Genomic DNA, 20022 nt, shown 5'->3' with positions numbered 1-20022 from the left:
TGCCGGAGGGGGCGGCGGACGGGGCGACCGCCCGACTCAGGAGAGCTTGAGAGTGATCGTGTAGGGGGTGCTGTTGTTGGGCACCGAGTAGCCGCCGCCGATCAGCTCCGCCGCCTGGTTCACGCCTCGGTGGTCGAAGTTGAGCATGACGGCCTCTTCCTTGCCGTCCCCGTCGAGGTCGCCCACGATGTAGTTGCGGGCAGCTCCGGCCGCGGGCGCCTTCCCGAGGTAGCTGGGATACTGCTGATCGCCGGTCAGCACGGCCGGGTCCCAGAGGTAGACCCCGCCCTCACCCCCGGTTGCGACCACCTTTTCGCCATTCGGGGCGGTGATCCAGGACGCGTACTGAGCCGGCGGGATGGTGTACACGCGGTTGTCCGCGTCACCGTCGGCGGTGAAGGAGTAGATCGCCGCGGTGCCCGATGCGAGCAGGGTGTTGTCCCCGTCGAAGTAGTTGCTGTGGGTCCACAGGCCGCCGAGGACCGCAGTGTGCAGCACCTTGCCCGTGCGGCCGTCGCGGATCTCCATCGCGTTGTGCGGGCTGATGGCGTCGGCGCCGCTGAGGCCGGTGGGCGTCCAGACGACCCAGGTGTAGACGACGGCGTGGCCATCGGCGTACGGGATCGCGGGCGAGGCGTACACCGAGTGGTCGAGCAGGCCGGCGCGCACCTTTCCGTCCTGGGCGCCGGCCGGAGCCTCCGGCTCCGCGGCCCAGCCGAGCGCACCGGTCTTCGCGTCCAACTGCACGGCCCGCATGGCGGGGGCGTCCAGGTGGAGCGAATCCTTGCTGGTGTACTGCGCGTACACCTTGCCGTCACCCAGCGACGGGTCGGAGAACGTGACATCGCCCGAACCGTCCGGGGCGGCGTACGTCCAGAGCGCCTTGCCGTCGCCCTTGTAGACGCGCAGTGCGTCGGTCGGGACGAGGATGTCGGCCTTGTTGTCACCGTCGACGTCCGCGAGGGTCACCGAGCGGACGAACTGGCCGCCGCCGTCGATGGTGTTGAGGACGGCACCGGTCCGCGAGTCGAGGACCACGACCGCGCTGTCCGCGGCCACGACGATCTCGGGCGTCTTGTCCCCAGTGACGTCGGCGGTCTCGATGCGGTGGACCGCGCCGGGCAGCGTCGCCCTCCACAGCATCTTCGGCTTGCCCGCGAGCAGCGAGGTGCCCGAGTAGGCGAAGACACCGTTGGAGGTGCCGCCCTCCACGAGGTCGTCCTTCTGGTCGCCGTCGACGTCGACGGTCTTCGCGTAGGCCATGAGGCCCTGAAGCGGCGTCAGCTGCTCCTGGCCGCCGTCCTTGAAGGCGTAGGTGCGGACGTTCTGGTCGGTGTCGACGACACGGATGTGCCGGCCGCTCTTGTCCGTGAACACGTCCTGGAAGGTGGGGGACGCGGTGGCGCCCTTCGTCTGCCAGCTGAGCTTGCCCTTGCCGGTGAAGACCGTCAGGGAGGCGAAGCGGCTGCCAGGGTTCTCGGCGGTCCCGCTCTTCGCGTCGTCCGAGGCGGCGGCGACCAGATTTTTCGCGACGACGTCGAGCTTCCAGGTGCTCGGCCCGTTCTCCGGGTTCGAGGCGTCGCGCTTGGTGGTGTGCTGCCACAGCGCGGTCTGCGGGGCGTCACCGTCCAGCACGCGGATCGTGTTCGCGTTCACGAACAGCGAGTCCGTCAGCGACGACTCGGCGACCGCGTACTCGGCGTCCCCGCTGCCCTGGAGGTTGCCGACCGTGAGGGCGGTGGGCAGCACGTTGACGCGGGAGTCGAGCGTGGTGCGGCGGCCGTCCGACAGGTCGTAGGCGACGAGCTCGTAGCGCACCCCGTCGCTGTAGTCGGACTGCTCCACGGCGACGAGCTGCCCGCGGCTCTCGTCCACCCGCAGTTGCCGCACGTACAGGGAGCTGGCCGTCTGCCACTGCACCGCGCCGTCGTTCATGTCGAGGACGAGGGTGCGCCCGCTCGCGGCGGTGGTGGCGGTCTTGCGGATGTTCCACGCCACGGCGGCCTTGCCGCCGCCGAGGTCCTGGAGGGCGCCCCAGGTCGCCGGACCCGTCTCCCCGGTGTCGTACGTCCAGGTGCCGGCCTCGGTGAGCTTGCCGTCGGCGTACTCGAACCGGGTGCTGGTCAACTTCGCCGTGCTGCCCGCCGGGGCGGCCGGGTTGTACGCGGGCGAGTCGGCGACGAGCAGCGCACCGTCCACGATCTTGACCTGGCTCGCGTACGTGTAGAACTTCGACCAGACCGTCTTCCCGGTCTCGCCGTCGAGGATCGTGACCATGGTGCCGGCGGTCAGCGTGGTGCCCGGGATGCTCACACCGACCGGCGGGTTCATGCCCATGTCGGCGGTGAAGACCACGTCGGGCACACCGTCGCCGGTCAGGTCTCCGGAGTCGTAGCCCTGGTCGGAGTTGGGGGTGAACGGGCCGACGGCGTTGTAGCTCATCTGCACGTGAGGGGGGTAGATCTCCTTCTCCCACACACGTGTCGGCCTGACGCCCCAGTCCGCGTACAGCGACTCGACGGAGCGGGTCCACTGCTCCGTGCCGTCGGCCGTGGTGCGGGCGGCATGGCCGTTGCTGTGCAGCGTGATGTAGTCACCCTGCGTGTTGCCGACCGGCATCGTGGTAGCCAGGCCGGCCACGTTCTCGATCCTGGACGTGTCCTTGACCGTGATGTTGGCGGCGGCGTCGGTGGAAGCCGTCGGGCCCGTGCCCGAGTCGGAACCCGCCGGGTCCGCGTCCGTCTCGGCGGCGCCGGCCTGCGGGTCCACCTCCATGCGCTCGGCCAGCTTCTCGGCCTGGGCGTCCGTCAGGCGCATGGCCGAGCCCGAGCCGGTGTCGGCGGCGAGGGCGTGCGGTGCGGCGGTCAGGGCCAGTCCGGCAGCGACCAGTCCGGAGGCGAGCCGCAGGGCGCGCCGCGAGTTGTGGGCTCTCATCACTTGTCTTCCTGCGCGATGTGGACGGCCGAGCCGGCGGTGATGACCGACTGGTCGAAGGAGTACTGGAGGGCGTCGTCACCGGTCTGGTTCTCGATGCCGACGGTGGCACCTGCCCCGCGGTCGGCGACGGACTGGTACTGGAGGGTGACCGAGCCGGTGGCCTCGTCGAAGACGGCCTCGAAGGTGGCGCGGCCGGTGGAGCCGTCGGCGTAGGCGGCGTTGTTCCAGACGATGGCGAAGGAGCGGTTTCCCTGCGAGCCGGTGGTCGCGGTCTGCACGGAGGACTTCTTGTCCAGGACCAGGTCGTCCCAGAGGGCCGCGACGGCGCCGTTGGGGCGGGCCGCCGAGGGGAGCGTGGTGTTGGCGTAGTCGCCGATGCGCGGCTCCATGAAGTTGACCAGGCCGTTGGTGGTGACCGAGGCGCTGGTGTAGGAGACGCCGTAGAGCTTGACCGGGAAGGGCAGCGAGACCGTCTTGGCGTCCTCGTCACCGGTGAGCGCCACCTTGGTGGAGCCCTTGATCCAGGAGTAGGTGGCCGGCGAGCAGGTGTTGCCGTAGGCGTCGGTGCGGTTCGGCAGCTTCACGTCCGCCGTCATGTCGCCGTCGACGGTCAGCGAGCCGCGCGAGATGCCGTTGCACAGGACCGGGGCGGCCGGGCTCACGGTGAGGGTGTAGCTGCCCTCGGAGACCTTCGGCAGGGTGTACGTGCCGTCGGTGGCGGTGGTGACCGCGGCGACCGGGGAGCCGGTGACCTGGACGGTGGCCTTGGCGAGCGGGCGGCCCTGGACGTCGAGGACCTTGCCGGAGACCTTGTGCGCGGCGACCGCGTCGAGCGCGAAGTCCTTGGCGAGGGCCTGGCCCGTGGTGACCGTGACGTCGGGGACGGAGACCGGGGCGTAGCCGTAGCCGCTGAGCTTGAAGGAGTACGTGCCCGGGGCCAGCGTCAGCCGGTAGGTGCCGCCGGAGATGCTGCTGACCGTGCGGGTGCCGGTGGCACCGGTGGCCTCGATCGTGATGCCGGTCAGGGCGGCGCCGCTGGCCTTGTCGGTGACCTTGCCGGTCATCGTGGCGGCGGTGTGCGGGGCCTTGTCGACGGAGGCGAAGATGTCGAGCTTGCCCTCGCCCCAGACGTTGTTGGCGTCGGCGGTGCCGCCGCAGTGCGTGTCGTCCACGTCGGTCGCGCCGTCGTTCAGCAGGGCGCGGGTGGCGTCGATGTCGCCGATGAGCGACGGGGCGGCGGACCACAGCAGGGCCACCGAGCCCGCGACGTGCGGGGTCGCCATCGACGTACCGGAGATCGTGTTGTACGCGTTGCCCGGCCAGGTGGAGCGGACGTCGACGCCCGGCGCGGAGATGTTCGGCTTCATGGAGCCGTCGACGAGCGACGGGCCGAAGCCGGAGAAGTTGGCGATCTTGCCGCTGGAGTCGTAGGCACCGACGCCGTAGGAGGGAGCCTGCGAGCCGGGCGCGTGGCCGGTGGAGCAGGTCGTGCCGTCGCCGTCGTTGCCGGAGGCGAACGCCTCGAAGATGCCGGCCGCGTTCCACGCCTCGACGATGTCCTGGTAGAACGTCGTGTCGCCGCCGCCCCAGGAGTTGTTGACGATGTTCGGCGCGAGGTCCGGGCGCGGGTTCTTGCCCTGTGCGTCGGTCGGGGCGAGTATCCACTGGCCGGCCGCGAGCAGCGAACTGTCCGCGCACTCGTCGGTCTCGCAGCCCTTGGCGGCGATCCAGGTCGCGTTCGGGGCGACGCCGACGCCGTTCTTGCCGACCATCGTGCCCATGGTGTGGGTGCCGTGGCCGTTGTTGTCGCAGGGCGCGTCGGTCGGGCACTCACCACTGGCGTCGTACCAGTTGTAGTCGTGGGTGAACGAGCCGTCGCCGTTGTTGCCCCGGTAGTTGTCGACCAGGTCCGGGTGGTCGTACTGGACGCCCGAGTCGACGTTGGCGATGACGATGCCCTCGCCGCGGTCCTCGTAGTCGTCCCAGACCCGGTCGGCCTTGATGTCCTTGACGCCCCACTCGGGGGTGCCTTCCTCCGCCGCCTGGGCCTCGGTGGCGGCCTTCACGGCCGCCTCGGTCTGGGCGCCGCTGGGCTGCGACTCGATGTCGTCCAGCTTGTAGTGCTGCTCCTTGACGATGCGCTCGACGTCCGAGCGCTTCGCGAGCTGTTCGACGAGGTCCTGGTCCCCCGTGACCTTGACCGCGTTGGCGATCCAGAAGTCCTGGTGGCCCACCTTCTTCTTGTCGAGGAAGGTGTTCAGCGACTGCTGGCTCTTGTGGGCCTTCGCCTTGAGCTCGTCGAACGCCGACTTGGTGCGAGCGGCGTGGCCGTGCGCCCGCTTGGCGGTCGTGAGGTCGGCCTTGTCCTTGAGGACGACGAAGAACGAGCTCTCGCCGCCCTTCTCCACGGCCTTCAGCAGGGCGGAGTCGACCGGGGCGGCGGTCGGGCCGGATGCCGCGGCGGCGGTCGGTGGGGCAATCAGCAGGCCCGTGACGGTGAGCGCTGCTGCCGCCCAGGCGGCAGTTCTCCGCCGGGGCGATCGGGACAGGTGCATCGGGATGCTCCTCCAGGAACGGTACGGGGGATTCCGCACGCTAGGAGGGCGGCGTTACTCGGGCATTACAAGCCGGTCCGGCGCCATGTTTCCGCAGCTCGAACCGGTTCGGAGACGCTTCTCGGCCACTTCCGCGAACGGCTCGCGTTACACACGGACCTGTCCGTTCGGCGCAACCCCGCTCGCGCGCGCCCGCCCGTCGCCGTTGCCTGGACAGTCAGGGAGTACGGACCCGGCAGGAGGCGCGGTGGACGACGGCGGCGCGACGGCGAGTGACGGCTCCTCAGCCGCGGAGGTCGAGGCCCTGCGGCGACGGGTGGCCGCGCTGGAGGAGGCGCGCACCCGGCCGCCCCGGCACCGGGGCCGGTCCTTCCTCGCCGCCGTCCTCATCGTCCTCGGCTCTCTGCTGGCCCCGCTGTCCGTCGTCGCCGCGTGGGCATCGGACCAGGTCGGGGACACCGACCGTTACGTGGCCACGGTCGCCCCGCTCGCCTCCGACCCGGCCGTCCAGGACGCCGTGGCCGACCGGGTGACCGACGCGCTCATGACCCGGATCGACCTGTCCGCGCTGCTGTCCGGTGTGTCGCCGGAGGACCGGCCCCGGCTGGAGAAGGCGCTCGGGCGGCTCGGCGGTTCGCTGGAGGACGCCGTGCGCAGCCTGGTCCACGACCGGGCGCGCGCGGTCGCCGCGTCGGACGCCTTCGAGAAGGTGTGGACCGAGGGCAACCGGCGGGTGCACCGGGCCGTCGACAAGGCGCTGACCGGAAAGGGCGGCGGTGCGGTGGAACTGACCGACGACGCCGTCACGCTGGACCTCGCCCCCGTCATCGACCAGGTGAAGCAGCAGTTGGTGGACCGGGGCATGGCGGTGGCCGGGCGCATCCCGGAGGTCCACACCGACATCACGCTCGTCAGGTCGGAGGACGTCGGCAAGGTCAGGACGTACGTACGGGTGCTGCAGTTCCTGGGCGACTGGCTCGCCGCGATCGCCGTCCTGCTGGTCGCCGGGGGCGTGCTGCTCTCGGTGCGGCGGCGCCGGTCGCTGGTGGCGGGGGCCATCGGCGCCGCGGTCGCCGTGGGCCTGCTCGGCATCGGGCTGCGCGTCTTCCGGGCGGTCTATCTGGACGCGCTGCCGGCCGGGGTGTCGCCGGGGGCGGCGGGCGCGGTCTACGACGCGATGACCCGGTTCCTGGGGACGACGGTACGGATGGTGGTGGCCCTGGGGGTCGTGGTCGCGCTGGCGGCCTGGCTCACCGGTCCGGGGCGCCGCGCGACGACCGTCCGGGGGCTGTGGACGTCGGGGATCGGCGCGGTGCGGGCGACGGCCGACGGGGCGGGGCTGCGGACCGGTCCGGTCGGCCCGTTCGTCCGCCGGTTCCGTGCCTGGTTCGCCTGGCTGCTGGTGGCGGGAGCGCTCGTGGTCTACCTGGTGTGGGCGCACCCGACGGGCTGGGTCGTGGTCGGGATCGCGCTCTGTCTGCTGTTCCTGCTGGCGGTGGTGGAGTTCCTGGCGGCCGGGGACCGGGAGCCGGTCGTCGGGCCCACCCGGGAGAGGGGCTGAGGAGATGGCGGGAGTCGACGCCGACGCGGTCCGGAGGATGACCGGCGCGCTGTTCATCGAGCGCGGGGTGCGCAGTCCGGGCTCGACCCGGTTCTGGGGGCTGCTCGTGCTGGCCGCCGTCATCGCGAGCGCGGGGGTGGTCGGGGACTCCACGGCCACGGTGATCGGGGCGATGATCGTCGCCCCGCTGATGACGCCTATCCTCGGCTGCGCGCTGGCCCTGGTGCTGGCCCGCCGCCGTCAGGTGGTGCGCTGTCTGCTGCTGGTGACCGGGGGCGCGGTCGCCGTGGTGGTGATCGGCATGCTGCTCGGATGGATCGCCGCCCCGCCGGACGCCTTCGCCTCCAACAGCCAGGTGTCCTCGCGGATCAGCCCGCGCCTGATCGACCTGCTCGCCGCGCTGGCCACCGGCACGGTCGGCGCGTTCGCCCTGGTGCGCGCCGACATCTCGGACACCCTGCCGGGCGTGGCCATCGCCATCTCCCTGGTGCCGCCGCTGGCCGTGACGGGACTGCTTCTGACGGTGCACCGCTACCACGACGCCGGGGAGTCCGCGCTCCTGTTCGCGACCAACGTGGCCGCGATCGTCGCCACCGGCACCGTGGTCTTCCTCCTGTACGGCGTCCGGGCGGGCGCCGAGCAGGCGGACCTGCGGGTCGGGCAGTTCCGGGGCCGGACGCTCGTGGCGGTGGCCTGTGTCGTCGTGCTGGTCGCCGTACCGCTCACCACCGGCACGATCCGGGTGGCCCACGACCGCCTGCTCGCCGCCGACGCCCGGCCGGTCGCCGAAAAGTGGGCGGCGACCGGGAAGTGGCAGATCGCGTCCGTGGAGGCGCGCAACAACGTCGTCGTCATCGGCGTGCTCGGCCTGCCGCCGCAGCCCGCACCGACGGCGCTCCGCAAGGCGCTGGACGACCACGGCATGCGGGACGCCGACCTCGAACTCCATCTGGTCGGCGGGCGTACGCACTGGTGCCCGGCCGACACGGACACCTGCACGGTACGGAAGGGCGGAAGCAGCGGCTGATCCGCGTCAGCGGCGGCGGCCCGGCTCCCCCGAAGCGCGCAGCCGCCGCCAGACCGCCTTGGCCGCGTGGTGTCCGGACATGCCGTGCACCCCGGGGCCGGGCGGGGTCGCGGAGGAGCAGAGGAAGACCGCCGGGTGCGCGGTGGCGTAGGGGACGCGGGCCAGTTTGGGGCGGATGACGGTCTGGAGGCCGGCGAAGGCGCCGCAGGCGATGTCCCCGCCCACGTAGTTCGCGTTGCGCTCGGCGATGCCGGGCGGACCGGCGACCGCGCGGGCGAGGACCAGGTCGCGGAAGCCGGGGGCGAACCGCTCCAGCTGCCGTTCGATGACCTCGGTCGCGTCGCCCTGCCAGCCCGCCGGGACGTGCCCGTACACCCAGAAGACGTGCTTGCCCCCGGGGGCGCGGGAGGGGTCGACGAGGCTGGACTGCGCGGTGATGAGGAAGGGGACGCGGGGGTCGCGGCCGTCGACCGCCCGGTGCAGGGCGTCGTCGATCTCGCCGGCGGTGGGGCCGATGTGCACGGTCCCGGCCCGGCGGGGCTCCTCGGCGGTCCAGGGCACCGGGCCCGACAGCGCGTAGTCGATCTTGAAGCAGGACGCGCCGTAGCGGTACCCCTGGTAGGCGCGGCCGAGTCCGGCGATCCGGGCGAGGGCGGCCGGGGAGGTGTCGAAGACGTAGGCGCGGGCGGGCGGCAGTTCGTCCAGGCGCTTGACCTCCGTGCCGGTGGTGATGGTGCCGCCCAGCTCCCGCAGGTACGAGGCGAGGGCATCGGAGATGGCCTGGGAGCCGCCGCGCGGAACGGGCCAGCCCCGCTCGTGCGCGGCGAGCGCGAAGAGCAGGGCGATGCCGCCGGTGGCGAGGCCGTTCGTGGGCGCGATGGCGTGCGCGGCGAGCCCGGCGATCAGGCCGCGCGCCTTCTCGCCCCGGAAGCGGCGGGAGAGCAGGGCGGCGGGCTGGACGGCGTCGAGCCCGAACCGCGCCCAGCGGTACGGGTCCTGGGGCAGCCCGTCCCACGGGGTGCGCAGGAAGTCCCGGGCGAGGCTGTCCCAGTGGCCGAGGTAGGGGGCGAGGAGGCGGCGGTAGGCGCCCGCGTCCCCGGGGCCGAGCGACATCGCCGTCTCCCCCACGGAGGCGGCGAGCACGGCGGCGCTGCCGTCGGGGAAGGGGTGGGCGAGGGCCAGGTCGGGCTGGACCCATTCCAGTCCGTGCCGGTCGAGGGGCATCGCGTCGAAGGCCGGGGAGCCTATGGCCAGGGGGTGCACCGCCGAGCAGGGGTCGTGCCGGAAGCCGGGGAGCGTCAGCTCCTCCGTACGCGCCCCGCCGCCGACCGCGGGCCCGGCCTCGAAGACCTGGACGGCGAAGCCCCGGCGGGCCAGTTCGACTGCGGCGGTCAGTCCGTTGGGGCCCGCGCCCACCACGACCGCATCGAGCATCGACGGCACCTTCGGACTCCTCTGTCAGCCGACGGTCGGAGCCTCCAGGATATTCGCAGGCACCGACAGCCGGGGGGCGGGTAGTGTCCTCGCCCGATGACATCGGAGAACCCCGCCGGCGCGGCCGGCTCCGGAATGACCGCCCGGGTCGCCGAGATGGCCACCCGGCTCACCCAGCTGCCCGGCATCCGGGCCGTCCTGCTCGGCGGCAGCCGGGCCCGGGGCGCCCACCGCCCGGACTCCGACTGGGACCTGGGCGTGTACTACCGCGGTACGCCGGACACCGCCGCCCTGTCCGCGCTGGCCACCGCCTTCCAGGGCTCCCCGGTCGAAGTGACCGGTCCCGGCGGCTGGGGGCCGTGGGTGAACGGGGGAGGCTGGCTGCGGGTGGACGGCGTCCAGGTCGACTGGATCCTGCGCGACGTGGACCGGGTGGAGGCGGTCTGGGCCGACTGCCGGGAGGGCCGCTACGAGGTGGGCGTCCAGCCCGGCCATCCGCTGGGCTTCTGGTCGCCCGCATACCCGGGAGAGGTCGCGCTCGGGCGCGTACTCTCCGATCCGGGCGGCGAGTTGACGGCCCTCCAGGAGCAGACCTCGGTCTACCCGGAGCCGCTGCGCAGGGCGCTGACCGATGCGGCCTGGGAGGCCGACTTCTCGGTCGCGGCGGCCCGCAAGTCCGCCCGGGCGGGCGACCGGCTGCACGTCTCGCTCTGCCTGTCCCGGGCCTTCGGCATCCTCGCCCAGTCGCTCCACGCCCACCACCGCACCTGGTGCCTCAACGAGAAGGGCGCGCTCGCGGCGACCGCCGCCCTGCCCGGGACCCCGCCCGGCTTCGCGGACCGGGTGGACGCGGCACTGCGGGGCCTGGACCCGGCGGCCGTGGAGACGGCGGCGGAACTCGTACGCGAGGCGCGCGAGGTCCTGGCCGCCACGTCCTGAGCGGGCTCAGTCCGCGCGGATCGCGGTGACACAGCGGGCCAGCAGGTCGCGCAGGGTGTCGCGTTCCCGGGGAGTGAGCGCGTCCGCGATGCGGCGTTCGATGCGGACCGCGCGCTCGTCGGCGCTCCGCAGGGCCGCCGCCCCGGCGTCCGTCAGCCGGGTCTCCAGCATCTTCTGGTGGTAGGGGTGCGCGGACCTGGCGATCAGGCCGCGCTCCTCCAGGTGCTTGAGCACGCCCGCCATGGCCTGGGGGGTCACCAGGCACGCCCGTGCGAGCGCCGCGCCGGAGATCCCGGGGCTGTCCGAGAGCGCGAGCAGCGCCGCGTACTGCGCGACCGTGAGGTCCGCGTCCTTGAGCGCGGCGCTCTTGGCCGCCATGAGGGCCTGCTCGGCGCGCTTGATGTCCAGGCCGAGGCGTTCACCGGCGGTCATTCCCATGGTCGCGAGCGTACAGGGCCGGATATACAGCACCATCCGAAGGAAAGGCAAGCATGGAATATATATCAAGCGCTTGATATAACTCAGGCCATGGATACCTTCACGGCACCAGACACGTTCAGCGGCACCGTCCTCGTCACCGGCGCCACCCAGGGGCTCGGCCTCCACCTCGCCCGCGACCTGGCCGGGCGCGGCGCGACGCTGCTCCTGCACGGCCGCGACCGCACCCGGCTCGACCGGGCGGCGGCCGAGGCGCGGGAGCTCTCGGCCGGCCGGGCCGAGGTCCGCACCTATCTCGCGGACCTGTCCGACCTGGACCAGGTCCGGGCCATGGCGGCGGAGATCCGCGCGGCCGAACCCCGGCTCGACGCGCTCGTCAACAACGCGGTGGCGGGCGGCGGAAGCGAACCACTGCGCCGCGAGTTCGGCGCGCAGGGCCACGAACTGCGCTTCACCGTCAATCACCTGACGCCGTATCTGCTCACCGTGGAGCTGCTGCCGCTGCTCGCGGCCTCGGCGCCCGCGCGGGTGGTCCAGGTGGCCTCGATGGGGCAGCGCCCGGTGGATCCGGACGACCTCATGATGGAGCGCGGCTACGAGGGCCTGGAGGCTTACTGCCGGAGCAAGCTCGCGATGATCATGGCGACGTTCGGGCTGGCCGAGGAGGAGACGGCCGGCACCGGTGTCACCGTCAACGCGCTCCACCCGGCCCATCTGATGGACACCGAGGGGGTGCGCGCGTACGGGCTGACGCCGGCCGTCTCCGTCGAGGAGGGGGTGCGCCCGGCGGTGCGGCTGATCACCGACCCGGCGCTCACGGGCGTCACCGGCCGCTACTTCGACCGGTTCACGGACGCGCGGGCGCACGACCAGGCGTACGCCCCCGAGGCCCGCAAGCGGCTCATCGCGCTGACCCGGGAGCTACTGGGCCTCTGAGCGGCCTTCCCGCAGCGCCGCCAGGACGCGGTCGGCGGTCGCGCGGTCGCGGGTGGCGGTGAAGGGGAGGGCGTTGCCCCCGGTGATGCGGAACGGCTCGCCGGACAGCGTGGCCTGCGCGCCGCCCGCCTCGGCGACCAGGAGGAGGCCCGCCGCGTGGTCCCAGGCGTACTCCCAGTCGTAGACCAGCGCGTCGACCTCGCCACGGGCGACGGCCAGGTATTCGAGGCCGGCCGAGCCGCAGGGCCGCAGGGCGGCGAACCCTTCGGTGTACAGGCCCCGGAGAGCGCGCTTCTGCTCGTCGGTGGTGTAGTCGGGGTGCGACATCGCCACGTTCAGTACGGCACCGGGGGCGGGCGAGCCCGACCGGATCTCGGCGCCGTCGAGAGTCGCCCCCCGGCCCCGGACCGCGACGGCCATCTCGTCGGGAACCGGCGCGTACGTCCAGGAGGCCAGCAGCTCGCCCCGGTGGGCGAGGGCCACCAGGGTGCAGAAGCCGGGCTCGCCGCGGACGAACTGGCGGGTGCCGTCGACCGGGTCCACGATCCATACGGGCGCGTCACCGCCCAGCGCGCCGTACACCTTCGGGTCGGCGTGGACGGCCTCCTCGCCGACGACGACCGAGCCGGGCAGGAGCCGTACGAGGGAGGCGGTGAGGTGTTCCTCGGCGCGCCGGTCCGCGACGGTGACGAGGTCGTGCGGACCGTTCTTCTCGACCACCTCGTGGGCGGCGAGCTGCCGGAAGCGGGGCATGATCTCGGCGGCGGCCGCTGCGCGGACCGCCGCCTCGATGTCGGTCAGGTCACCGGCGAGGAAGGCATCGATCATGCCCCCAGCCAATCATGTGCGCCCGGGACTCCGGAGGGCCGGGCCGGTCAGCCGTTGACCGTCCACTTCTGGTTGGCCGTTCCCGCGCAGGTCCAGATCTGCAGCCGGGTGCCGTTGGCGGAGTTGTTGCCCGTGACGTCCAGGCACTTGTTCGCCTGGGGGTTCACGATGTCGCGGGCCCCGCTGACCGCCCACTTCTGCGCGGCCGATCCGTTGCAGTCCCAGAGCTGGACCGGGGTGCCGTCGGCCGTGCCGCCGGAGGCCACGTCGAGGCACTTGCCGAGCGCCCGGATCGTGCCGTCCGAGCCCACGGTCCACTGCTGGGCGGCGGTGCCGTTGCAGTCGTAGAGCTGGACCGGGGTGCCGTTGGCCGTGTTGGCGGCCGCCACGTCCACGCACTTCCCGGCGAGCCCGGTGATCCGGCCGCCGGTGGCGGGGGGCTGGCTGTCGTTGGTGGTGACGCGGACGTGGTCGACGACGAGCTGGCCGGGGAAGGGGGTGCTCCCGTCGGGGTCGCCGGGCCAGTAGCCGCCCACGGCCAGGTTGAGGATGAGGAAGAAGGGCTTGTTGAAGGCCCAGGCGTTGCCGTTGGTGTCGGCCGGGGTGCGGTGCTGGTAGACGTTTCCGTCGACGGACCAGGTGATGGAGTCGGGGGCCCAGTCGACGGCGAAGGTGTGGAAGGCGTCGGCGAACGCCTGGCCGTTCGGCAGGGTGTAGCCCGCGCCGATGCCGCCGGAGCCGGAGTAGCCGGGTCCGTGCAGGGTGCCGTGGACGGTGGAGGGCTCGAAGCCGACGTTCTCCATGATGTCGATCTCGCCTGAGTTGGGCCAGCCGACCTGTCCGATGTCGCTGCCGAGCATCCAGAAGGCGGGCCACATGCCCTGGCCGCGCGGGATCTTCATGCGGGCCTCGACGTGCCCGTAGGCCTGGGTGAACTTGCCGGAGGTGTTCAGCCGCGCCGAGGTGTACTGACAGGTGCCGTACCAGCACTGGTAGTTGGAGGGGTTCTCCTTGCGGGCGGTGATGACCAGATGACCCTGTCCGTCCAGCGCGGCGTTCTTGTTGCCGGAGGTGTAGTACTGCCGCTCGTGGTTGTTGACGTTGTCGCCGGTCTCGATCTGCCACTTGCTGCCGTCCACGGCCGAACCGGCCGCGCCGTCGAACTCGTCGGAGAACGTCGTCGTGGCGGTCGCCGCGGCCTGCGACATCGGCGCGGTGTCCGCCGGGGCGTGGCCGCCGGTCCCGGCCAGTCCCGCGGTGGCCAGGGCGAGGGCGAGCGCCGGGAGTACGGAACGCAGCAGGCGCCGCGAAAGGCGTGGGGAGTCCATGACTCTCCCTTCCGGTGTGTGTGGGGAGGGAAGGGGAACCCCGCCGTGCACATAGGTCATGCGCATGACAGGTCGAGCACGCCCGGTGGAGCGGGCATGGGGGCACTTGGTTCGCTACGTGATTTAAGAAGTGAAGAAAGCCGGTGTCAAGAGTTTGGTACGGACCATAGAAGTCGAAGCCGGAAACGGGACCCGGACACGCCAACGGCCCGCGGACACGGGGAACATGTCCGCGGGCGGCCGGTTCGGCGCACGGTGGCGCCGGGCGTCACTTCTGCCAGCCGACCGTCTCCGGCAGCGGGGTGTAGAAGATCGTCGCGCCGACGTTGGCGAGGCCCTTCTTCACGCCGTACGTGGAGGGCCCGCTGAACAGCGGCAGGAAGGCGTACTCCTGGAGCGCCTTCTTCTCGACCTTGTTCACCGCAGCCGTCTGCTCGTCCAGGTCGGCGATCTCCGTGGTGGCGCGGATCTCCTTGTCGAGGGCCGGGTTGCCGGAGCCGGTGATGTTGGAGTCCCGGTCCGAGCAGTAGAAGTCGCACAGATAGCGGGCGCCGAACGGGTCCATGGAGCGGTTGCCCGACAGGAACAGGTCGAACCGGCGCTCGCTGATGGTCTTGGCGAAGTCCGCGTCGTCGCCCTTCCTGATGTCGAGGTGGATGCCGGCCGGCTTCAGCATCGCGGCGAGGGCCCCGGCGGTGGCCTTGCCCAGCGGGTCGTCGCCCAGGAGGGTGTAGCCCACGTCCAGCTTCCTGCCGTTCTTGACGCGGACACCGTCCGGACCGGCCTTCCAGCCGGCCGCCTCCAGCGTCTTCTTCGCCTCGGCGGGGTCGTAGCTGAGGACGGCCGACAGATTGTCCTCGTACCCCTTCTGGAAGCTGTAGAGCACCGCCGAGCCGGGCAGCGGCTCCTTGTAGTCGAGGCCCTGGAACTGGATCTTCGCGATCTGGGCGCGGTCGACGCTCTGCTGGATCGCCTTGCGGACGGCCTTCTCGGAGAGGACGGCCGACTTGGTGTTGAAGTACAGGGAGTACTCGAAGGGGCTCCCGCCGCTGCGGATCTCGGTGCCCTTGAGGCCCTTGACCTGCTTCAGGCTCTCCGCGTCGACGGCGGAGGTGTAGTCGAGCTGTCCGTTCTTGAAGGCGTTGACGGCCGCCGTGGACTCCAGGTTGACGTAGACCCGCTTGTCCAGCTTGCCCTTCCTGCCCCACCACTTGGGGTTGCGGACGAAGGTGATGTTGCCCGAGTGGGTGTCCCACTTGCCGACGGTGTAGGGTCCCGCGCCCCACTCGGGGTGGGCCTTCTTCACGTACGCCTTGTTGAAGTTCTCGACCGTCGCCGCCTTCGGGTGCAGGAAGGTCGTGAACAGCGTGGACCAGGAGGCGTTGACGCCCTTGAAGGTGATGACGGCCTGCTTGGCGTCCTTCCCCTTCGCGACCGAGGTGATCTGGTCGTAGCCGTCCGTGGAGGAGGCCGCGAAGTCCTTGTCCGAGCCGTTGTTGGCCTTCCAGGTGGCCTCGATGGCCCGCCAGTCGATGGGCGTGCCGTCGTTGAACACGGCCTTCGGGTTGATCGTCAGGACGACCTTCTGGTTCCCGCCGTCGACGGTCACCTTCACATCGCTGTAGTAGTCCTTGTTGTACTGCACGTCGCCGGTCGGCGAGTACGTGATCGCGTCGGCGTTGTACCACCCCCACACCCGGGAGGCGGTCAGCGTGGCATTGACGTTGAAGGGGTTGCCCTGGTCGTCGAAGGTGCCGACGGTGGTGTACGTGCCGCCGTCCTTGATGTTCTCGTAGGGCTGCGGGTTGTAGTCGACGGCGGCCGACGCGGCCTTGGGCGCGTCCTTCCCGCCCCCGTCGGAGCCGTCGCTCCCGCCGGAGGACTGGCACGCGGTGGCGGCGACGGAGACGGCGGCGATCAGGGCGACGGGCATGGCCAGTCTTGCGCGCATGGCGGAGTGTTCCTTCTGCTTCAGGGGGGTGGGGAAGGGGGGTGCCTCAGGCGGCGTGACAGGAGTACGTGTGGCCGGGGCGGCCTGCCACCCCGGTCGGCGCGGGCCGTTCGGTGCGACAGCGCTCGCGCACCTCCTCGCCGGCCAGCCGGTACAGCGGGCAGCGGTCCACGAAGACGCAGCCCGCCGGCAGCCGGGCGGCGCTCGGCTGTTCGCCCTCCAGCACCACGCGTTCACGGGTGCGTTCGCGCCCCGGATCGGGGACCGGGATCGCGGACAGCAGGGCCTTGGTGTACGGGTGCCTGGGGTCGGCGAACAGCGACTCGGTGTCCCCGGTCTCCACGATGTGGCCCAGGTACATCACCGCGATCCGGTCGGAGACGTACCGGACGACGGCCAGGTCGTGGGCCACCACCAGGTAGGCCAGGCCGAGTTCGCGCTTGAGCCGGGCCAGCAGGTTGAGCACGCCCGCCTGCACGGAGACGTCCAGCGCGGAGAGCGGTTCGTCCAGCACGAGCAGCTTCGGCTCGGTCGCGAGGGCCCGGGCGATCCCGACGCGCTGGCGCTGCCCGCCGGAGAGCGCGGCCGGGAAGCGGTCGCTCACCGCCTCGTCCAGGCCGACCAGGGCGAGGAGTTCGCGGACCCGGGCGCGGGTGGACGCGCGGTCCCGGCCGATCGCGCGCAGGGGTTCGGCGAGCAGTTCGGAGACCGGCAGCCTCGGGTCGAGCGCGCCCATCGGGTCCTGCATCACGATCTGGACGTCCCGGCGCAACTCCCTCAGCCGGGCCGCTGATTCGGCGGAGCCGACCTCGGTTCCGGCGATCTCGATCCGGCCGCCCTCGGGCCGCTTCAGCCGCAGGATCTCCAGCAGCGTGGTGGTCTTGCCGCTGCCCGACTCCCCCACCAGGCCCAGGGTCTCCCCGGACCGCAGCTCGAAACCGACCCCGTTGACCGCGCGCAGCGTGCCGACGCGGCGTTTGAGGACGGCCCCCTTGGTGACCGGGAAGGTCTTCACCAGGTCCTCGACCCGGAGCACGACCTCCCCGGCGGACGCGTCGTGTCCGGAAGGCCCGGAGAGCCCGCCCGCCTCCGCTCCGGCCGCCGGATCGAGCGACCCGGCGGCGATCTCGTCAGCGCGCAGGCAGGCCACGTCCCCGTGCCCGGTGACCGTGCGCAGGGCGGGCTCGTCGGTGCGGCAGGCATCGAGCGCGACGGCGCACCGGCTCGCGAAGGGGCAGCCGGCCGGGAGGTCCGTCAGGGCGGGCGGTTCGCCGCCGATCGGGACGAGCGGGCGCCGTACGCCGCTGTCCACGGTGGGCACGGCGGCGAGCAGGCGCGCGGTGTACGGCATCACGGGCCGCGCGAACAGCTCGTCCACGCCCGCCCGTTCCACGAACCTGCCCGCGTACATGACGGCCACGTCGTCCGCGTGGCCCGCGACGACTCCGAGGTCGTGGGTGATGAGGACGAGTCCGGCGCCGGTCTCCTGCTGCGCGAGGCGGAGCACGTCCAGGATCTGGGCCTGGACGGTGACGTCGAGCGCGGTGGTCGGTTCGTCGGCGACCAGGACGGACGGCTTGTTGGCGATGGCCATCGCGATGACGACGCGCTGGCGCATGCCGCCGGAGAACTCGTGCGGGAAGGAGCCGGCGCGGGCGCGCGGGTCCGGGATGCCGACGAGGTCGAGGAGCTGGACGGCCTGTTCCCAGGCGGCCCGCTTGGTCAGGTCCTGGTGGACGCGCAGGGCGTCGGAGAGCAGCCGGCCCACGGTGAAGATCGGGGTGAGCGCGGAGAGCGGGTCCTGGAAGACCATCCCGATGGAGTCGCCGCGTATCGCGGACAGCTCCTTGTCGGTGAGGCCGACCAGGTCCCGTCCACCGAGGAGCACCTGGCCGCCGGTGGCGGCGGTGGGCGGGAGGAGGCCCATGATGCCCATGGCAGTGGCGGACTTGCCGGAGCCGGACTCGCCGACGATGCCCAGGGTGCGGCCGGGCAGCAGGTCGAAGCCGATGCCGCGCACCGCCTCCACGGGGCCCGCCTCGGACGGGAAGGTGATGTGCAGGTCGCGCACCGAGAGGACCGGGGTGACGGCGTCGCCGGGCGGCGGGGTGGCGGGCAGGGTCGTCGCGAGGGTCATCGTCGGCCTCCTGCCGCACCAGTCGTGGACGTGGGGTCGAGGGCGTCGCGCAGCCCGTCGCCGACGAAGGTCATCGAGACGGTGAGCAGGACCACCAAGCCCGCCGGGAAGGCGAACAGCCAGGGCGCGCTGGTGACGGTGTTCGCGCCGTCGGCGAGCATCGTGCCGAGCGAGACGTCCGGGGTCTGGACGCCGAAGCCGAGGAAGGACAGCGCGGTCTCGCTGAGGACGGTCGCCACGACGCCCAGGGTCAGGTTGACGATGAGCAGGGAGCCGAGGTTGGGGATGATGTGGCGCAGGATGATGCGGGCCGGGCTCACCCCCATGAACTCGGCGGCCGTGATGTAGTCCCGCTCCCGCAACGAGGTCGAGACGGACCAGATGACCCGCGCCGTGGACATCCAGCCGAACACCGTCAGGACGACGATGAGGACCCGCCAGTCACCGGCGAGCCGGTGGGAGACCAGGGCGAGGATGAGGAAGGAGGGGACGACCAGCAGGAAGTGGATGACGGCGAGGGTCGCCTTCTCCACCCGGCCGCCGAAGTACGCGGCGCTGGAGCCGATGACCGCGGCGACGACGACGGTCAGGACGGAGACGCTGACCGCGATGACCAGGGAACGGCGCAGACCGTGCACGGCGGAGGCGTAGATGTCGTTGCCGCCCTGGTTCGTGCCGAACCAGTGGGTGGTGCTCGGTGGCTGGGTGAGCGCGGCGAAGTCCGCGTCCGAGTACGCGTACGGGGTGAGGAGCCCGCCGAAGAGGCTGAACAGCACGAGCAGGACGAAGATCGCCACACCGGCGACGGCGAGCCGGTTGCGCAGGAATCGCCGCGCGTAGAGCCGGAAGAGTCCGGAGCCGGTGTGCCGGGGGGCCGCCGGAGCGGGCTCGATGAGTGCGGTCGGTGGTACGGCCATGTCAGCTCACCCTCACGCGCGGGTCGAGGAAGACGGTGGCGATGTCCGCGAGGATCGCGCCGATCGCGGTCAGGGCGGCGGCGAAGGCGGCCGTGGCGACGGTGCCGTGGATGTCGTTCTTGCTGATGGTCTGGATGAAGTAGCGGCCCATGCCGTTCCAGCCGAAGATCGTCTCGGTGATGACGGCGCCCGTGAAGATCGCCGGGATGCTGAACGCCACCGAGGTCGCCGTCGGGATGAGCGCGGTGCGCAGGGCGTGCCTGCGGATCGCCTTGGCGCGGGTGAGTCCGGTGGCCCGGGCGGTGCGGACGTAGTCGGCGTTGAGGGTGTCGAGCAGCAGCGAACGCTGGGTCAGGTGGTAGCCCACGTAGCCCATCAGGGTCAGGGTGAGGGTGGGCAGGATCAGGTGGAGCACGCGGTCGCCGATGGTGGGGAGCAGCCCTTCGACGTTCGGCGAGTTCTCGCCCGCGACGTAGAGGAAGTGCAGCCCGGCATGCTGGTTGAGCCAGATCGCGACGAAGACCACGGCGAGCGCGGCGACCGAGGTGGGGACGTTGAACACGGCGATGGAGACGGCCTGCGAGACCCGGTCCGCCCAGCCGTACTGCCGGGACGCCGTGTAGACGCCCAGCGTGACGCCGATGAGGACGGACAGGAGCGTCGCCATGACGACCAGTTCGGCGCTGACGAGCGAGCGGTAGCCGATCTCGCCGTTGACGGAGACGCCGGTGGGCGACGTGCCCCAGTCGAAGCGGGTGACGACGGCGGTGAGCCAGTCCCACCACCGCTGCACGAGCGGCACCGACGGGTCCAGGTTGTACGGCGCGAGCGCCCGGTCGATCTGGGCCTCGGTGCGGACGGGCCGCAGTTCCTTGAAGTTCGACCGGGGGTCCAGGAACCAACTGGCCAGGAAGTAGGTGGCGTTGGTCGCCACCACGATCATCAGGAGCCAGCCCGCCGCCTTGCGCGTCACATGGCGCAGCACGGGTGGCACCTCCTCGCGCACAGGGGGTGCGCCGTGGGGGCGCAGGGTC

At 71.8% G+C, this 20022-nt stretch carries 14 protein-coding genes; 4 read left to right on the top strand and 10 right to left on the bottom strand.

Features of this window, described 5'->3' with window-relative positions; genetic code table 11:
- Nucleotides 1-36: 36 nt before the first annotated feature.
- Together AB0L33_RS21215 and AB0L33_RS21210 are read right to left on the bottom strand one after the other, a co-directional pair.
- Entirely contained in the window at nt 37-2934 is a 2898-nt protein-coding gene (locus AB0L33_RS21215) for a WD40 repeat domain-containing protein (protein WP_365683623.1), read from the bottom strand.
- Nucleotides 2934-5492 carry a S8 family serine peptidase gene (locus tag AB0L33_RS21210; protein ID WP_365683621.1) on the bottom strand — a complete coding sequence of 853 codons (2559 nt, stop codon included), beginning with the start codon at nt 5490-5492 and terminating at the stop codon, nt 2934-2936. Before AB0L33_RS21210 ends, AB0L33_RS21215 begins: the two co-directional genes overlap by 1 nt.
- 247 nt (nt 5493-5739) lie before the next feature.
- Here AB0L33_RS21210 and AB0L33_RS21205 point away from each other — a divergent pair, with 247 nt between their 5' ends.
- Both AB0L33_RS21205 and AB0L33_RS21200 read left to right on the top strand, forming a co-directional pair.
- Nucleotides 5740-7053: a hypothetical protein gene (locus AB0L33_RS21205; RefSeq protein ID WP_365683619.1), complete on the top strand. Its 1314-nt coding sequence runs from the start codon at nt 5740-5742 to the stop codon at nt 7051-7053.
- A gap of 4 nt (nt 7054-7057) precedes the next feature.
- Nucleotides 7058-8080, top strand: a complete 1023-nt coding sequence (locus tag AB0L33_RS21200; RefSeq protein ID WP_365683616.1) for a DUF389 domain-containing protein — start codon at nt 7058-7060, stop codon at nt 8078-8080.
- 6 nt (nt 8081-8086) lie between these two features.
- On the opposite strand, the gene AB0L33_RS21195 is transcribed toward AB0L33_RS21200, so the two are convergent.
- Entirely contained in the window at nt 8087-9523 is a 1437-nt protein-coding gene (locus AB0L33_RS21195; protein ID WP_365683614.1) for an NAD(P)/FAD-dependent oxidoreductase, read from the bottom strand.
- 126 nt (nt 9524-9649) lie between these two features.
- Here AB0L33_RS21195 and AB0L33_RS21190 point away from each other — a divergent pair, with 126 nt between their 5' ends.
- Entirely contained in the window at nt 9650-10453 is an 804-nt protein-coding gene (locus AB0L33_RS21190) for a nucleotidyltransferase domain-containing protein (protein ID WP_365683956.1), read from the top strand.
- Between the two features lie 6 nt (nt 10454-10459).
- On the opposite strand, the gene AB0L33_RS21185 is transcribed toward AB0L33_RS21190, so the two are convergent.
- Nucleotides 10460-10891, bottom strand: a complete 432-nt coding sequence (locus AB0L33_RS21185; protein ID WP_365683612.1) for a MarR family transcriptional regulator — start codon at nt 10889-10891, stop codon at nt 10460-10462.
- A gap of 90 nt (nt 10892-10981) precedes the next feature.
- Between AB0L33_RS21185 and AB0L33_RS21180 the strand changes: the two genes are divergently transcribed.
- Nucleotides 10982-11827, top strand: coding sequence for an SDR family NAD(P)-dependent oxidoreductase (locus tag AB0L33_RS21180; RefSeq protein WP_365683610.1), 846 nt, complete (start codon nt 10982-10984; stop codon nt 11825-11827).
- On the opposite strand, the gene AB0L33_RS21175 is transcribed toward AB0L33_RS21180, so the two are convergent.
- From AB0L33_RS21175 to AB0L33_RS21150, 6 genes are all read right to left on the bottom strand, one after another.
- Nucleotides 11813-12655, bottom strand: a complete 843-nt coding sequence (locus AB0L33_RS21175; RefSeq protein WP_365683608.1) for an inositol monophosphatase family protein — start codon at nt 12653-12655, stop codon at nt 11813-11815. The two genes, AB0L33_RS21180 and AB0L33_RS21175, sit on opposite strands and share 15 nt — an antisense overlap.
- Nucleotides 12656-12702: 47 nt before the next feature.
- Nucleotides 12703-13983: a lectin gene (locus tag AB0L33_RS21170; RefSeq protein ID WP_365683606.1), complete on the bottom strand. Its 1281-nt coding sequence runs from the start codon at nt 13981-13983 to the stop codon at nt 12703-12705.
- A gap of 268 nt (nt 13984-14251) precedes the next feature.
- A complete protein-coding gene (locus AB0L33_RS21165; RefSeq protein ID WP_365683954.1) occupies nt 14252-15916 on the bottom strand; it encodes an ABC transporter family substrate-binding protein in 1665 nt (554 codons plus the stop codon).
- A gap of 64 nt (nt 15917-15980) precedes the next feature.
- On the bottom strand, nt 15981-18071 hold the full coding sequence (locus AB0L33_RS21160) for an ABC transporter ATP-binding protein (protein WP_365683604.1): 2091 nt from the start codon (nt 18069-18071) through the stop codon (nt 15981-15983).
- Entirely contained in the window at nt 18068-18988 is a 921-nt protein-coding gene (locus AB0L33_RS21155) for an ABC transporter permease (protein ID WP_365683602.1), read from the bottom strand. The genes AB0L33_RS21160 and AB0L33_RS21155 overlap by 4 nt, the downstream gene beginning before the upstream one ends.
- 1 nt (nt 18989) lies before the next feature.
- Nucleotides 18990-19973, bottom strand: coding sequence for an ABC transporter permease (locus AB0L33_RS21150; RefSeq protein WP_365683600.1), 984 nt, complete (start codon nt 19971-19973; stop codon nt 18990-18992).
- Between the last annotated feature and the right edge of the window lie 49 nt (nt 19974-20022).

It is taken from the genome of Streptomyces sp. NPDC052299 (assembly GCF_040679335.1).
Classification (GTDB): domain Bacteria; phylum Actinomycetota; class Actinomycetes; order Streptomycetales; family Streptomycetaceae; genus Streptomyces.
The sequence above is the reverse complement of the archived record's forward strand: the minus strand, read 5'-3'. Positions and strand labels throughout refer to the sequence as shown.

What these genes read in the sequence shown, in the direction of transcription:
- AB0L33_RS21215 (WP_365683623.1), bottom strand. Translation starts at nt 2,934, where the DNA reads ATGAGAGCCCACAACTCGCGGCGCGCCCTGCGGCTCGCCTCCGGACTG.
- AB0L33_RS21210 (WP_365683621.1), bottom strand. Translation starts at nt 5,492, where the DNA reads ATGCACCTGTCCCGATCGCCCCGGCGGAGAACTGCCGCCTGGGCGGCA.
- AB0L33_RS21200 (WP_365683616.1), top strand. Translation starts at nt 7,058, where the DNA reads ATGGCGGGAGTCGACGCCGACGCGGTCCGGAGGATGACCGGCGCGCTG.
- AB0L33_RS21190 (WP_365683956.1), top strand. Translation starts at nt 9,650, where the DNA reads ATGACCGCCCGGGTCGCCGAGATGGCCACCCGGCTCACCCAGCTGCCC.
- AB0L33_RS21185 (WP_365683612.1), bottom strand. Translation starts at nt 10,891, where the DNA reads ATGGGAATGACCGCCGGTGAACGCCTCGGCCTGGACATCAAGCGCGCC.
- AB0L33_RS21180 (WP_365683610.1), top strand. Translation starts at nt 10,982, where the DNA reads ATGGATACCTTCACGGCACCAGACACGTTCAGCGGCACCGTCCTCGTC.
- AB0L33_RS21175 (WP_365683608.1), bottom strand. Translation starts at nt 12,655, where the DNA reads ATGATCGATGCCTTCCTCGCCGGTGACCTGACCGACATCGAGGCGGCG.
- AB0L33_RS21170 (WP_365683606.1), bottom strand. Translation starts at nt 13,983, where the DNA reads ATGGACTCCCCACGCCTTTCGCGGCGCCTGCTGCGTTCCGTACTCCCG.
- AB0L33_RS21165 (WP_365683954.1), bottom strand. Translation starts at nt 15,916, where the DNA reads ATGCCCGTCGCCCTGATCGCCGCCGTCTCCGTCGCCGCCACCGCGTGC.
- AB0L33_RS21160 (WP_365683604.1), bottom strand. Translation starts at nt 18,071, where the DNA reads ATGACCCTCGCGACGACCCTGCCCGCCACCCCGCCGCCCGGCGACGCC.
- AB0L33_RS21155 (WP_365683602.1), bottom strand. Translation starts at nt 18,988, where the DNA reads ATGGCCGTACCACCGACCGCACTCATCGAGCCCGCTCCGGCGGCCCCC.